Consider the following 14,401-nt stretch of genomic DNA (forward strand, 5'->3'; position numbering starts at 1 on the left):
CTGCATGCGCATTCGGCCGCAGAGGACGGGCGGAAGCACAGGGAGGAGACGAAGGTTCACCGCGGCACGTGCGCAGCCGGCCATATCGCTCACCTCCCTCCCGTTCGCGCCGGCCTCTCGGCCCCGCACGCTTACATGACGTCGACCGATCCACCGGTCCAACTCAACCACAACATTACAATGATAATTTGTATTGTGGCAACTCGGCACGCAGTCTTCGCGGGATCGAAAACCCCTGCATCGGCACGGCTACCCATCAATCAGACGCTCTATCGGGAAGGCCGCCGAGGTCTGCCCCATCGGTCGCGAGTGGAACGGTAACAACCCACACCGGACTCTTGTTTGTGTCCGCATGCCGGCTAGCGGCAGGAGGGAGCTCGTCGACCTCAGTCAGACCCGCGATGAGATCGCCGACGGCCGGCGCGACCTCATTTGCTCCCGCCCCCACCGCTGCTGCATGCGTTGCTTCCGCGCGAGCAGCGGTGCCGACCAGGTCGCCGAGTCCCGCGAAGACCAATGCGCTCAACCCCACGAGCACACCAACGCCCACAGCCTTGGTCACAACGTCACACGCCCCGCCGCAGCGGCCCGCACCGCTTGGGTACGCAGCAAGTCACGGTCTATCTCCCCGCTGCTCAACGCATCAGGACGGTGCCCGACGTGGAAGAGACCATCAACGTGAGGGCACGCGAACACAGCCAGACCCTTCTCCCCCCGGTGACGCCTCCGGACCGCCCGCGCGTCACCGCGGGTGAGATATCCCCGGTGAGCGCATGTAGCGCACCAGGTCCAGCGGGCAGACGGATTGTGGGCACGGGAACTCATACGGCACGTCCGATCTGAAGATTGAGCCAGTCGGAGAGCCACTGGATGGCATTTCGCCCGGCGTTGTCGACCACGAGAGTGTTGTAGTTGGTGTGAGCGCCAGAGGTGAAGAAACTCGCAGCACTGAGCCCTTCACTGACCAACGCGGCGAGATCCTGAGCACCCTGGGATTGCGAGAGCGTGACCAGAGAGTCCGACAGCTGCGGAAGATCCAGGTTCGCGGCCTGGGTGGTGATACTCGTCGATACAGCGTTCGCCTGCTTGCCCAGCAGCTCCGGCGGGGTCTTGGTGGCCTTACCCGAGAGCATGTCAACCGCAACGGATGCCAGGTCCAGCCCCACCGGCAGCAGGCCGCTCATTGCAGCTCCCGCACCGACTGGATCAGGCGCGATTCCCGGCGGCGGGAAGAGTTTTTCGAGAGCTGCCCACGCGATCTCCTGAATCTGACCAACGATGTTGGCCAGTCTGATCACATCGACGTTCGACAAGATCGACGACACGAGGGCAGCGATCTGTGTCGCTCCGGATGGGTCCGGGATGACCGCAAGGATTTGTGAGACCCACCGCATGTCGACCTCCGCCGCCATCTTCACCAACGGCGAGAACTGGTTGTTCAACTCACCTGCGATCTGGTGGGCTCCTTGCGCGTCGAGCGCAGCGACCTTCTGCGGCAGCAGGGCCAGGTTGTTGAGAATGCCGGGCAGGTCCAAGGAAGTCACGCCGGTAGCGACGTTGAGGACCTGGTTGACCACCACGGTCGGTTTGAGCACCGACAGCACACTGGTGGCCGAACTGAGCGCATCAACAGGGGTGGAAACCAGCGGTGCGACCTGGCCGGTCAGCAGGTTCGCATTGTCGGCAAGCGTTTGAATCGCGGGCGCAGAGGACGGGAGACCGGCGGAGGCATCCCCGGCCAGGGTGCTCGCAGTGTCGGCGATCTTGAGGGCCGCACTGAAGGCGCTCTCGAGGTCGGATTGCCCCGCGCGGGTGAGGACTTCACCAGCATTGTGCTCGGCAGTCCCGACCGGTGCGGCGGCGAGCTGACCGTTCGCCGCGGGGTTCGCTGCACCGGAACTGAGGAGATCGGTCAGCGGAGCGAGGGTATTCGCGATGGATCGGGCGGTATCGGCCACCTGGTCGATATCAACAGTCGGTGCCGTCAACTGCTGCCCGAGAGTGGCAACCTTGGTACCCAGGGCCGGCAGATCCGCATCAGAAAAGTCGGAGGTCAGAGCCGCGGCGAGCTGCGTGTTGCCCCCAGGCTCCGCAGTGGGGACATCACCGACGCTCGAGCTCTTGCTCAGGATCGACCCCAGTGATCCGAGCAACGGGCTCGATCCCTTCTCGATCGAGCAGTACAGATCCCCCGGGTCGCAGATCGAGGCGACGCGGCCGGACAGTGCCCCCATTCCCTGGGGTCGAGGATCAGCGATGCCTTGTCCGGAAGTGCGCGGGCCTACAGTCGCTGACCCTTTCGTTCCTGCTCCAGGATCTGCCAACAGACCGACTGCGAGTACACGGCTGGCGTCGATGGGTCCTCTGCCGTTGCCGATGTCGGAGGCGATGTCGCCGGCAGCGTCCGCGCCCTGCGAGTAGCCGATCATCGTGAACTTCGTTCGGGGGCACGAGTTCGCGACGTCTGCGAGCACCTGCTTGGCCTTCGACACCGCGTCGGCCTTGCTGTCGGCGTAGGTATGACCGTTGTCGAAGGCTCTGGCCATGTACGGCAACGTGTAGACCTCGACAGCACTGCCGTGGGCATTCTCGAGCGCGTCCGCGACCGGCTTGAGCATGCCCACCGGCTGACTGGGGTCAGCGTTCTCGTCGGTCTCCCAGGTGCCGGGAATGAAGAGGTTGAACGTCGACGCGCAAGCGGTCGGAGCCGCACGTGCAATCGCGGGCGCAGTGAGTAGCACGCCCCCGCTTGCGACGGTCGCGGTGGCAACCAGCGCAACAGTGCGGCGGGACCTCCAACGTCTGACAGGCATGGGCACCTCTGATGGCCGAATGGGAATGTGCCTGCATACATTCACCCACAACCGGGATTTTCCCCAACGGGGTGAACCCTTCACCGGACCACATTTGTGCCTCTTGAACTGCGCAAATATCCAGCCTCAATGACATGCACAAAACCGCCGAGGGCCGCCCCGCATAGCGGAAGCGGCCCTCGGTGACAGTGCCTCAGTGCCAGGTGACGTCGAGTTTGTCGATGGCATCGAAGTGGAAACCGAACTGATCACCGTAGGCATCGAAACCCTTGTTCTCCGGATAGTCAAGGGTGGCATGGCGTTCGAGGATTGCCACGACACGCGCCTGATCGTCGTTGGCCAGTGCCGCAGCGAGAGCTTGAGACTCTTCGGCACTGAAGGGGACGTCGGAGTTACCGAAGTCCAGCGTGCGGGTGCGGAAGTCGTATCCGGCTTCATCACCATTGCGAACATGCACGCGGCCGGTGACACGGATGGTGGCGATCTTCGGGGTTCCATCCGGCTTGAGAACGCCGGCCTGGTGCATGGTGACCTGAGCCTTTGCGGCCTTGAGCTTGGACTTTGCGTCGTTGCGCAACTCGTTGGTCTTTCCCGACATGTACTTGCGCACCGACGACGGGCTGCGACCGATCTTCTTCGCCACCTCGTTGACCCCGCCGAGCCGCGCGATTGCGGCGCGGCGCTGCGCGAGTTCGGCGATCGACGCGTGAGGAATGCGGTCCTGCTGCGCCCACCGGCGCAGAGTGCGGTCCGACGGAGGCTTGGCCCCGGCATCGATCGCGGCCTGGCGAAGACCGTCGTTGCCGATCTCGCTACGCATCTGTTTGATCGGGACCTTCGCAGTCAGGCCGGCCAGTCCACTACTGGATTCCTGTGCCTTGGCCACCCCTGCCGCCGCGGCCGCGGCGACCTTGACCTTCATGCCGTCGAGACCGACGGCCTTCTGCACCACGGACTTCGATCGGGGCTTGGGAAGATGCAGTGCCATCTAGTCCTCCTCGTCCTGGGAACCGTAGGCCGCAGCGATCGTGAGGCGAACATCGTGGGTGGTCTCGGCCGCGGCGAACGACAGGATCATGTCGTCGGTCAGCTCTACATGCTTCTCCAAAGTCATCTTGCCCAGTGCGTCGCTGTCGTCGGCAAGGTTCTGTCCCTCCCCCACCAGGTAGACCCAGGAGTCGGTCATGGTGCGGATCGGCCAGCGTCCGGTCTCGCGGGCGATGCGCATCGCGACGCGGCGGCCGCGCCAGCGGCAGTGTGCCATGATCGCCGCCCGCCACAGCGGTTGATGGTGGTGCTGCATACGGGTGGCGGTCCACATGTCCGGGTTGACCATCCGGCCGACATAGCCCTTGTAGCAGGCGCCGAGGAAGCGCTTCATCGCCGCATCATTGGTGTCGACGGCCACCGCGCGGGCCTCGCGCAGCACCTTGGCCCACTTGTCGAGGGCACGGCCTTGTTCTTCGTAGACCCAGGCTTCGGTGATGTCGAGATCGTCGAGGTCCAGGCCCATCCCGCCGTCTGCGATAGGGGCACGCAATCCGTCGAGGCTGACGGTGGTGATCCAGGTCTGCACCGGCTGGTCGTCGAGCATCGCCGGATGGGGCAGCGGCAGCTTTGCCGGCAACGCGTACTGCCCCGCGGCGGGCAGGGTCACGCGCCAGATCCCGAAGGGGGGCTTGTCGGCTGCGGCCGCGGCCGCGGCGTCGGCGCCGGTGAGGTTGCGAACCCGGCCGTAGCCGAAGGACAGCATGCCGGCGGAGGCCAGGTACGCGGCGCGCTGGTCGATGGTCACCAGTGCCGTGGCACCGTCGAGATCGTCGGTGTCGGGGATGCGGGACCAGCCCGCGGCCGGCTCGAAGTCCCCACGCGGTGCACCGTCGATCGGCGGGATCGGGCCGCCGGCGGTGACGACGATGCCCTTGCCGGTGCGGAGACGTTCGCGGCGGATCTTGTCCAGGACCGCAGCGCCGGTGCGAGCGGGAGTGGGCCCGGGCAGGGTGTCGAGGTGTTTGACGGACCAGGCCAGGCGGCGGCCGAGCTCGCGGGCGGCGGGCAGGTCGTCGTCGGGCAGATAGGTGCCCACGGTGGGGTTGCCGAGGATGCCCATGTCTCCGACCCGATTGCCCCATCCGAAGTCCTTGTTCCAGTACGTCCACACGTACGGCTCGAGGATCAGGTCGACCATCTGGGTGGCGGTTCCGACCTTGCGGATCAGGTGCACGACGAATCCGGGCTCGCCCCGCAGCTCCCAGCCGGCAGCGATCAGCGGCGGCAGTGTCGCCGCGATGGCTTCGGTGAGTTCGGATGCGGCACGTTGACGGAGCTGTTCGAGGTCGTCGACATCGTCTTCGCTGCCAGGATCGATGGTCCACCCGAGCTGGGCGCAGGAATCGATCCCCACGAACCACACCTGTGCGGTGAGTCCGTGCGGGGTCAGCGCTGCCCAGTGCAGCAGCTTGTCCAGCTTTTCGATCGAGTCGACCGGACCGGTCAGTCGCGCACCGGAGGGGGTGTAGGTGGCTTCGGCAGTGACGATGATTGCGTGGCCGTCGGCATCGGTGGTTACCGGCAGCGATTCCCACGGTCGCGGATTGAGTTCTGGTGCCTCGACTGTGGTGCCGGCCTCTTGTTCCGTGCCGTCTGCGTCGGGCTCGGGGCTTTCTTCCGGCGCCACCGCAGGCTGCATCGTCTCGGGCTCGGGACTCTTCGGTTCTTCGTGATCCCCTTCGTCGGGGAATCCGAAGAGGGCGAACTGCTCTTCTCCCCTGCGGTCGGTCATCAGCTGGTCACCAGCTCGCGTTCTTCGACGTGTTCGCGACCGAGGGAACCTTCGCCCAAGTCAGGCAGCGGCGGCATGGCGAAGCCAGCCTTGAGCGCTGCCTCTTCTGCCTTCTTGTAGCGACGCAATGCGGTGCTGGTTGCGACACCACCGGTTTGCTCGGCGATCGCCGCGAACGTCAAGTCCGGAGTGCTGATCTTCATCCGCGCGGTCTCGCGTACTTCGTCAGAGAGGCCGGGAACCTGGTCGATGAACTCGAGGAGCGCGCGGGTGCTCTGCTCAGGCGCCGGTGCTGTTTCGACGATCGCGGCCGTTGCGGTGTCATCCGCAACAACCATCTCGGGAGTCGGCGACGGCGTGCCTTCAGGTGCAACGGATGCAACGTGGTGCGCAACAGGTGCAACGTCGTGCGCAACAGGTGCAACGTCGTGCGCAACAGGCGTCCGCTCGGACGCAGCGGCGGCGTCGCTGCTCCACTCGTCGGTCTTCGTGACGGGTCCGGGTTCGGCGGGTTCCGATGAAGTCCACGCAATGGTGGGGGCCGACGTTGCAGCGGCACGGGGGTCGGTGCCGGAGATGTCGTCAGGTGCCGCAACGAACGTCGACGTTGCATCGGCAGCTTTGACCAGTTCGCTGTACTCGGTGAAGGCCGATCCGATGGCCTTGATGAGGATGCCGATGCCATGTGTGAAGGCCAAGACCAGCAACGGAGGGATCACCGCGATAATCGGCGCAACCGTCGGTGCAAGGGGGTTGAACCCCAGGATGGCGCCTCCGGCGATGGTCTGTGCAGCATCCTGCGCGGCCCGATAGGCGTGATACGCATTGCCTGCAACGCTCACGAACACCACGGCGATCAGAAGGCAGAGGAAGAAGTTGCGCCCTTTTGCGCTCCCGCTGATCTTGCTCAGGACGATCACAGCAATGGTTGCACCGAGGATTCCGCCGTCAACGATCGCAGGGAAAATCCAGGCGTGCTCAGCGGGGAGCATGCCTTGCACAGCGAGGTCCTTCAGGACGGAGAACGAAAGAATGAATGCGCCGGTGGTGATCCCAGCGGCGAGCAGTGCCGCGAGGAGCACCGCTGCAAGAAGTCCGTACAGCTGAAGTCGCGCCGCGCGGAGATTAAAGTCGGTCATAGATCGGGGTTCCTTCCACGGTGGTCCCGGTCGCAGAGACCCTGCCGGGTACCAGCCGGCGGGGTCTCATTGCATAGTGGCTGCTGGAGGATTCGGGGTTGCGCAATTGCGCAACGGCGCTGGTAGAGGTGTTGCACCACGTGCAATGCCCATACTTGTACCTATATCCCCTATGCCCCATATGGGCTATAGGTTGACTCCCTGCGCCGGAGGCGGGAATGCCTCGCCGTTGTTGAAGTCGGACTCCAGACGCTTGCACAGCTGCTCGATCGCAATGCGGATGAACTGCTGCTGGCTGGTGATGCCGGTGCGCGGGCGTGTGTGCTCCAGCGTTGCAACCATGCGCTCCTTCAGCTCCTCCGACACCGAAAGCAGGATGTCGGTGGTGGCGACCTTCCGCTTTTTCGGAGCGGGTGCTGCCTGTTGCGCAACGGGGGCCAGCGTTGCACCAGCCTGTTGCGCAACGGGGACCGGCGTTGCGGAGATTGCGTCGTCGGCCGCGAGGGATTCCTTGGCTTGTGCAAACGTGTTGCGCGCCCTGCGAGGCGTCGGTCGCGTGGGTTCTGGGATGCCACTCATCAGGAAGCCACCTTCTCGAGGATCTCGGTAAATGTCGCGTGGAGGTTGCGCGCCCAGGCCGGCGACTTGGGGTGTTGATCGAATCCCATGCCGACGTTCGTGAGCTTGGAGATGTCGGCGAGTTGCGGGATGAGGTCGCCGAGAATCGCAATGCCGTCCTCGGCTGCGTACTGCTTGAGGTATTCGATCGACTTGGCATGGTCGCCGCGACGGCCGTCGACCCGGTTGACGACCACGCCTGCAAGCGGGAGCACTTTGTCCATGTACTCGGCGATGTCGTCGAGAGCGTCCCGGATTGCGTCGAATCCGTCGAGAGCATCCTGCTCGGGCTGCACGACGACCAGGACGTTGTCCGCGGCGTACAACGCACTGCGCGAGACCAGATCGATCGCAGGGCGGCAGTCGATCAAGATGTGGTCGTAGTCGCCGGAGATCTTCTTCAGCGCCCGAGCGAACGCCATCTCCCCGCCCGGCTTGGTGCCGAGCTGGTCGCTGACCGCCTGCAAATCGCCGAACCCGCTAGGAAGCACATGGATCGCTTCCCTGCGCGCAGGAATGATCGCCTCCCGGGCCGGAAGGTCCACATTGCGATCCAGAACATCAGCGAGCGATTTCGGTGAAGGTTCGGTCGCCGAGTACCCGGTGAGATGCTTCGTTGAGTTTCCTTGCATGTCCGCATCGATCAACAGACATGACTTTCCGGCCGCGGCCGCGGCGTGGGCCAACCCATTGGCGACGGTCGTCTTGCCCACCCCGCCCTTGAGGTTGGCGATCGCGGTGATCGTCATTCCCTCCCCTTTCGTTTCCCATATGGGTACTAATATTAGCTTATATATCCTCTATGTACTACAGGATAGCTGTACTTGTCTTAGACAAGATGATATGCCTCCAGCACAGCACAGATCACCTATCGGAAGTTGCTATCTGGTTCGCATAGATATGGTGCGCTCAACTCATCTACCGAAGTCTGTCATTACAGCAGCTCATGTGCGCTTTTATCTGCTCAGGCAATGGCTGATGAGGCATGATCCCCAGCACTCCGATAACACCGGTGCGCCGACCGACTCCGCAGCTGACAGCCCGCTCCCCTATAGCCCATATGGGCCTAGGGGAGCGGGCTGTCAGCGGGGCTGGCTACGTGAGTAGGCCAGAGGAAGCGACGTGAACGTTGGCGCGAGCGGGGCCTGTGACCTTCACGCCGCGCGCAACAGCGGCGCTGGCATCTCCAGAAAGACGCACGGAGGAAGAGTCGGCCGCGGTGACTCGAGCACGATCGCTGGCGTCCACCCGTGCATGGTCGTACGCAGCGATCTCGGTGTCGTCTACCGCAACGACGACGACCGAGTCGCAGGCACTGACTGCGGCGTAATTCCACGCGTGAACGGTGCACTGATCGAATGCGTGAACAGTGGCATGGGTGTAGGCATGCACTGTTACTCGTCCAGTGACCTCTACGAAGGATCTTCCGGTCGCAACGATCTGCGCGGTGGCCGGCAGGGGAGCGGAGAGGTGGATTCGGACCTTCGACGTGCCCACGATCCGCAGCGTCCACTCATGCTTCGCCCGCAGTTCCTTTTCGGACAGGTCGATGACCCGATCGCCGCTGTCGACCACGATCAGCTGCGCGCCATTCCGAAGCCGTTCTCTCACTGAGTCCGCGTTGCGAGAGACCTTCCGCCTCTCGTCTACCGATCGGCTGACCAGGACACGGGGATGCGAACGGGGGGCCTGCTTACTGCTCATGGTCACTTCCGTCCTCCTGCTCGCTCCAGGCTCACGCGACTCGTTTCGTAGCCTATGCACTCGTTGCCTTCAGGCCAGCGCTTTGGCCCGGCGTGGCCCATTTCCCAAACGCCGTGACGCGCTGAGCAGGTTCGATGGCACGTCCCCCTTGCATAGTCATCCGACACGTACCGAGGCCATAGCGCGGGCCGCCTTCTTCGCTGCCAGGTCAGCTGTCAACTGCTCGCGAATCGCTCGTCGATGCTCGTCAGAGGCCGGAGGTGCCAGCTTTGCCGAGACGGCCGCGCGAGTCCGTCGGTGGGCCTTGACCAGGCGGTAGGCCGCCTCGGCCGGGCATTCTCCGGCCAATTCGCGGCCGTGGATCTTGCGCTCGGTCAGGGACGGGCTGCTCCAGTCGAGCTGGGAGAGCCGGAACGCGAGCAACCTCAGCGGAGAAGTCATCGTCTCGGCTGCCGGCCACATCCAGCCCCGGGCCGCACCATCGTGGTTCAGGGCCTGTGCGATGTCGGCACCTGTCCAGCGAGTTGTGTCGATTCCCGCTTCGACGAGCAGGTCGCAGACCGATCCGATGTGGCCTCGACGCTTCCCGGTCGCCTCATCGAGGCCGACGACGGCACGCAGTGCTGGGACGCGTTCGACCAACTCCGCTGCTGCACGCTGGAGCGTCAGAGGACGAATCCTGGTCGGTGTTGAGTGTTCTTCGCCTGCGCGCTCGCGCGCTTGGTGATCTTTCCTAACGGAAAGACACACAAGAAAAGAACCCCTAGAAGATTGGGGTGCGGAACGCGGTGACCTGCGCGGGACCGCCGAAACCGGGCGGGGAGTGGACGCTCCCGTCTTCCGTACTCGCCGCGCCGATCGGCGCGGCGACCGCCTCTTGGGCTTCTCGGGGGCGGGCATAGCCTCCACAGCCCAGAGCGGCGCAGACAGCGCCCACACGCTCGCCGCGCCGCTCTGGAGCCGTGTCGGGGCCTGGCCGTGGGCCTGGGCGTAGAGACGCGCCGCAGCCTCTCGTTCGTGGCCGTTGAGCTTCTTCCCGCGGGCGAGTTCTACGCCGAGCTCGAGCGTCTTGAGGACACGGCGGCCGCGCTTGAGTTGGTCGGTCGACAGCTTCGACCGACTGGCGAGGGTGGCGAGGGTGGCTGCTACATCACGGCCGGTGGGGGAGTCTGCGTACTCGGCATGAGCCGCGCACACCTTCAGGAACGTCTCTGCGGCGATGCCGTGGCGCTTGAGAGCGGTCTTCCCGCGGTCGGTGTTGGCAGCGATCCACTCGCACAGCGTCAGCCAGTACCGGCGGCTGTGCCAGGTCGGAGTTCGAGCGCAGGCGCCTGCGGGAACAGGCAGCGTCAGTGCGGCGCGCGCGCCGGCCGGCTGGGCTTCGAGCAGGTCCTGGACGGCTGCCTCGGCAGGGTCGTCCTGGTCCTGAGCAGCTTCGATTGCAGCGACGTTCGCTACCGCGGCAGCAACGATCGCTTCCCATTCCTCGTCAGCGAAAGGCTGGGGGAGGGGGAAGTCGACATCACTGACCTCGGGCGACACGCCGGGGGTCGTAGAAAACTGAACGGTTGAGCCTGTTTCAGGGTGTGCGCTACCCTGAGACGTACCGGTCAAGGTAAGTCCCTTCGGGGAAGCAGTAACGAGTATCTGAAGCGCCAACTTCGGACACTCACCCAGAGTGTGATCGTCCTGCCAGACGATCTCCCTCAAGTGGTGAAGGATCTTCCAAATCCTTCGGCGGATCTCCTCCTGAAACCCACCCCCACCTGGGGGCTTCTCTTTTTTTGGGCTATATCACTGCACTGTTTAGTTGCTGGGCCCTTCCGTTGGATCACTCAGTCATCGGTGCACCTCCTGTGTTTTCGACCCACTACAGCACCCCACATCTCACCATGCGCAGGACTCTCCGGAGCGGAGGCACGCATGGGATTGGTGAGACGCATGTAATCGGTCATGCGCTCTGTCGACCTTGTGGCAGGAGGATCGACTGAGCGAATACGGCGACCTGCCGGATCTGTTCGATCGAGGCCGTTTCCGGATCGGACGCCACGAGGCCGACAGTGTCGGCAATCGCAGCGAACCCGCCAGTGACAGTGAGCCGAGGAGGGGACAGGACCAACGGTCCGTGCATCTCCACCAGCTCGTCGAGGTCGCAGAGGATGGCAGCTGCGCCTTCTCGGGCGAGACGGCCTTTCATCCGGCCATCAAGAGCGAAGAGCGTCCATTCACGGCCGTCTCGATCGACAGCAGCCTGATCGTTTGCCCCGGGCTTCATGCGGCAGCCGACCCGAAGAGCGTCAACTGATCACTCGCAGCGGGCATCGGAGCAGTCGCCGTGCAACCAGCCGCGCGGCGCCGAGCACGGCTGTTCCGGCCCTTGGTCTTCACCCCGCGCCGGTCTGCGTACTTGTCGAACCCCTCGATATCGATCGGTCAAGCCCCAGAAGGTGGTGTAGGACGGTGATCCCTTCTCCTGTCCTGACTATGCAGCAGGAATCGCGGCAGCAGGTTCCGTAACCACCTCCCCGACACTCTCCGGCGCGGTGCCCACAGCACGACAACGAGCCAGCACCTCGAGCCCGAGATACCGCCGGCCCTCCGTCCATTCATCGGTCTGCTCGGCCAGAACAGCACCGACCAACCTGACGACCGCGTCACGGTTGGGGAAGATCCCCACCGCATCGGTCCGACGTCGGATCTCTCGATTGAGACGCTCGGCCGGATTATTCGACCACACCTGAGTCCACACATCCTTCGGAAATGCGCTGAACGACAACAGATCCTGGCGGGCATTGCCCAGGTGCTCGGCGACCGCCGGGAGCCGGTCCTCGGTGTACTCGACAAGACGATCGAACTGGGCATCGACCGCATCGGCGGTCGGCTGGTCGTAGACCGAATGCAACATCGCCTTGACCGCCGGCCACATGCTCTTCGGACACACACCCATCAGGTTCGCCGCGTAATGGGTCCGGCATCGCTGCCACGCAGCACCGGGCAGGTTCGCCGCGATCGCATCGACCAGACCACGGTGTGCATCGGAGGTGACCAACCGGACCCCGCTCAGACCGCGGGCGACCAGGTCGGCGAAGAAGGTGTTCCATGCCGGCCCGGTCTCGCTGGTGGCCACGTGCAGGCCCAGCACTTCGCGGTGCCCGTCGGCGTTGACTCCGGTGGCGACCATCGCGACTGCGTTCACGACCTGCTTGTTCTCGCGGACTTTCATCGTCAATGCGTCGGCGGCGACGAACGTGAACGGGCCCGCGTGATCGAGTCGGCGTTGCCGGAACGCGGCGACCTGTTCGTCGAGGTCTTCGGCCATGCGTGAGACCTGGGACTTCGACAGTGCGTTGATGCCGAGGGTTTTGACCAGCTTGTCCATCCGGCGGGTGGAGACCCCGGCCAGGTAGCAGTCGGCGACCACGGTGATCAATGCCGCTTCGGCGCGTTTACGGCGTTCGAGGAGCCATTCGGGAAAATACGTCCCGGACCGGAGTTTGGGGACGGCGACGTCGATGGTGCCGACGCGGGTGTCGAGCGGGCGGCGTCGGTATCCGTTGCGCTGGTTGACTCGTTCGGTGGACTGTCGGCCCCATTCGGCGCCGCAGACCGCGTCGGCTTCGGCGGACAGCAGGGCGTTGATCATGGTTTGTAGCAGTTCGCGCATCAGGTCGGGAGACGCGTCGGTCAGGGCTTGGTGCAATACACCCGCAGGGTCGACAATGTGGGGTGCGGTCATCGTGATGACTCCGTTCGAGGATTCTGTGGAAGGTTGACTCGAAGGATCACGCGGTGACCGTTTCACGTCCAGCAGCGACACGCTGTCGGTTGTGGTGCTGGTCACCGGGTTACACCACTCTATGGGGCACTACTTATCGATCTCGGCGCCCTGAGTGGAGAACAGTCGGCCGGCCAGAATCTGGTCACTGATCTTCTCACCGCTGGAGAGCCTGCGTTCCAACTCCGTGGCGCACTGGGCCAGCAACGGGCACTGTGCACACGCGGCGACGGCCTGTCGCCACGGGGCGGACTCGTTGCCCGTGACAGTCCACGCAGTCCCTTTTCCGGAGCACAGGCCCTTGCCCGCCTTGATCTCACTGATGGGGGCTTTGAACCGGGTTTCGAGCTCCAGGGCGATACGGCGCGAGGTAGGGCACAGCCGCACGCTCGGGGTGTAGACGAAGCCACACCGGCGGCAGCGACCGGTGCCGCAGTGCTCCCGCTGCATCGCGCGGAGCCGGGTCGTCGAGTAGTTGCTGAGGGACTTGGTGGGTGCACTCGTCGCCATCTTGCGCAGTGCCTCGGCGACGGGCGGGCACAGCGGCTGTTCCTTGGAATAGACGAAGTGGCAGGTCGAGCACGCGGTCTCGGTCATGTTCGGCAGGTGCCGAGCAAGGATGTGGCGCGGATCTTTGCTGCTAGAAGGTGCGCTCCGGGTCCCTTGGCGAAGGGGGGCCGGGCGGGCCGTCACTAGGCGTAAGGGCCCAGTGCCAACTAACGTGTTCATCGCAGGCTCCATATCTGCAATCGAGGTCGCGGGGGGCTAACCCGCGTTCCTCTGGCTTGTCCGACTGCGTCAACAGTCGGCTTGCACTCTGAACGGTCCCTCAGCTGCGTCAACAGCTGGGGGACCGTTTCTTTTCTGTGTTCAATTCCACCACCCCCTATCCTTATTCTATTCAGCCATAATTCTCTGCCCGTATGCGCACATCGTATCGAGAGGGTTGCACAGTGTCTAGCGATGACCACTTCACGAGGAGGACGCGCACGGTGAGCCGTCGAGTCATACGGGGGTTCAGTCCGGACGCATTGCGCCAAGCGCGGCTTGAGGCGGGTTTTGTGCAGACAGAAACTGCGCGACTGGCCAAGGTCGGCACTGAGACTCTTCGTCGCTGGGAGAGCGGTGCCGCTTCTCCCCAGGTGGACCTGCTCGCACGCGTTGTCGAGGTGCTGGGCGTGACGATCGCCGACGTCGTGTTGGTCCCGGAGGACGATCGCTACCCGGGAGACTTCCGCGTGCTGCTGGGTCTGACGCAGCCTCAGCTCGGCGCCAAGGCCGGCCTCCCCACTCAGACGGTGAGTTCGGTGGAGCGTGGCGTGGTTTCGCTCTCGGATGCTGCGGCGCAAAAACTGTCCGCAGCCCTCGGGATTTCGGAAGACGAGCTGCGTGCGGCCCATGAGCGTGCTCGGAATAGGCCGCCGGGAGCGCCTGCGTAAGTGTCCCGCTCGTGAAGCCGTCGCGCGTCTCTCGATCCTGGTGCTCGCTCTGTGCATGCCGTCCTCCGATTCCTGGTAGCTGGAAGCAGACCTCACGATTTTTCGTGGGCCTTCTGCTTCCAGACGGGAAT

At 64.2% G+C, this 14,401-nt stretch carries 12 protein-coding genes; 2 read left to right on the forward strand and 10 right to left on the reverse strand.

Features of this window, described 5'->3' with window-relative positions; translation table 11 throughout:
* Window positions 1–821 precede the first annotated feature (821 nt).
* From QNA09_RS27190 to QNA09_RS27225, 8 genes are all read right to left on the reverse strand, one after another.
* Window positions 822–2,813: a cutinase family protein gene (locus tag QNA09_RS27190; RefSeq protein ID WP_308072593.1), complete on the reverse strand. Its 1,992-nt coding sequence runs from the start codon at window positions 2,811–2,813 to the stop codon at window positions 822–824.
* A 193-nt stretch (window positions 2,814–3,006) separates the two neighbouring features.
* Window positions 3,007–3,801: a hypothetical protein gene (locus tag QNA09_RS27195; RefSeq protein WP_217580480.1), complete on the reverse strand. Its 795-nt coding sequence runs from the start codon at window positions 3,799–3,801 to the stop codon at window positions 3,007–3,009.
* Entirely contained in the window at window positions 3,802–5,595 is a 1,794-nt protein-coding gene (locus QNA09_RS27200; RefSeq protein WP_308072521.1) for a hypothetical protein, read from the reverse strand.
* The gene (locus QNA09_RS27205) at window positions 5,595–6,734 is read right to left on the reverse strand and encodes a DUF2637 domain-containing protein (protein WP_308072523.1); all 1,140 of its coding nucleotides are present in this window, start codon (window positions 6,732–6,734) and stop codon (window positions 5,595–5,597) included. Before QNA09_RS27205 ends, QNA09_RS27200 begins: the two co-directional genes overlap by 1 nt.
* A 186-nt stretch (window positions 6,735–6,920) precedes the next feature.
* Window positions 6,921–7,313, reverse strand: a complete 393-nt coding sequence (locus QNA09_RS27210) for a hypothetical protein (RefSeq protein ID WP_248957637.1) — start codon at window positions 7,311–7,313, stop codon at window positions 6,921–6,923.
* Window positions 7,313–8,101, reverse strand: coding sequence for a ParA family protein (locus QNA09_RS27215; RefSeq protein WP_024100448.1), 789 nt, complete (start codon window positions 8,099–8,101; stop codon window positions 7,313–7,315). Before QNA09_RS27215 ends, QNA09_RS27210 begins: the two co-directional genes overlap by 1 nt.
* 346 nt (window positions 8,102–8,447) lie before the next feature.
* Window positions 8,448–9,056, reverse strand: a complete 609-nt coding sequence (locus tag QNA09_RS27220) for a hypothetical protein (protein WP_248957639.1) — start codon at window positions 9,054–9,056, stop codon at window positions 8,448–8,450.
* Between the two features lie 156 nt (window positions 9,057–9,212).
* Window positions 9,213–10,598 (reverse strand): replication protein, encoded by a 1,386-nt coding sequence (locus QNA09_RS27225; protein ID WP_308072524.1) that lies wholly within the window; start codon window positions 10,596–10,598, stop codon window positions 9,213–9,215.
* A 427-nt stretch (window positions 10,599–11,025) separates the two neighbouring features.
* Between QNA09_RS27225 and QNA09_RS27230 the strand changes: the two genes are divergently transcribed.
* On the forward strand, window positions 11,026–11,361 hold the full coding sequence (locus QNA09_RS27230; protein ID WP_308072525.1) for a hypothetical protein: 336 nt from the start codon (window positions 11,026–11,028) through the stop codon (window positions 11,359–11,361).
* A gap of 177 nt (window positions 11,362–11,538) precedes the next feature.
* On the opposite strand, the gene QNA09_RS27235 is transcribed toward QNA09_RS27230, so the two are convergent.
* On the reverse strand, window positions 11,539–12,792 hold the full coding sequence (locus QNA09_RS27235) for an IS256 family transposase (protein ID WP_012477009.1): 1,254 nt from the start codon (window positions 12,790–12,792) through the stop codon (window positions 11,539–11,541).
* Between the two features lie 129 nt (window positions 12,793–12,921).
* The gene (locus QNA09_RS27240; RefSeq protein ID WP_308072527.1) at window positions 12,922–13,428 is read right to left on the reverse strand and encodes a hypothetical protein; all 507 of its coding nucleotides are present in this window, start codon (window positions 13,426–13,428) and stop codon (window positions 12,922–12,924) included.
* Window positions 13,429–13,754: 326 nt separating this feature from the next.
* Between QNA09_RS27240 and QNA09_RS27245 the strand changes: the two genes are divergently transcribed.
* Window positions 13,755–14,270 (forward strand): helix-turn-helix transcriptional regulator, encoded by a 516-nt coding sequence (locus QNA09_RS27245; protein WP_269073171.1) that lies wholly within the window; start codon window positions 13,755–13,757, stop codon window positions 14,268–14,270.
* Window positions 14,271–14,401 lie beyond the last annotated feature (131 nt).

It is taken from the genome of Rhodococcus sp. AH-ZY2, from assembly GCF_030916465.1.
Taxonomy (GTDB): Bacteria; Actinomycetota; Actinomycetes; order Mycobacteriales; family Mycobacteriaceae; genus Rhodococcus; species Rhodococcus ruber.

Bases quoted from the DNA above. Each gene is read 5' to 3' on its own strand.
- QNA09_RS27215 (WP_024100448.1), bottom strand. From the start codon at position 8,101: ATGACGATCACCGCGATCGCCAACCTCAAGGGCGGGGTGGGCAAGACG.
- QNA09_RS27200 (WP_308072521.1), bottom strand. From the start codon at position 5,595: ATGACCGACCGCAGGGGAGAAGAGCAGTTCGCCCTCTTCGGATTCCCC.
- QNA09_RS27235 (WP_012477009.1), bottom strand. From the start codon at position 12,792: ATGACCGCACCCCACATTGTCGACCCTGCGGGTGTATTGCACCAAGCC.
- QNA09_RS27220 (WP_248957639.1), bottom strand. From the start codon at position 9,056: ATGAGCAGTAAGCAGGCCCCCCGTTCGCATCCCCGTGTCCTGGTCAGC.
- QNA09_RS27190 (WP_308072593.1), bottom strand. From the start codon at position 2,813: ATGCCTGTCAGACGTTGGAGGTCCCGCCGCACTGTTGCGCTGGTTGCC.
- QNA09_RS27195 (WP_217580480.1), bottom strand. From the start codon at position 3,801: ATGGCACTGCATCTTCCCAAGCCCCGATCGAAGTCCGTGGTGCAGAAG.
- QNA09_RS27240 (WP_308072527.1), bottom strand. From the start codon at position 13,428: ATGACCGAGACCGCGTGCTCGACCTGCCACTTCGTCTATTCCAAGGAA.
- QNA09_RS27245 (WP_269073171.1), top strand. From the start codon at position 13,755: ATGCGCACATCGTATCGAGAGGGTTGCACAGTGTCTAGCGATGACCAC.
- QNA09_RS27205 (WP_308072523.1), bottom strand. From the start codon at position 6,734: ATGACCGACTTTAATCTCCGCGCGGCGCGACTTCAGCTGTACGGACTT.
- QNA09_RS27210 (WP_248957637.1), bottom strand. From the start codon at position 7,313: ATGAGTGGCATCCCAGAACCCACGCGACCGACGCCTCGCAGGGCGCGC.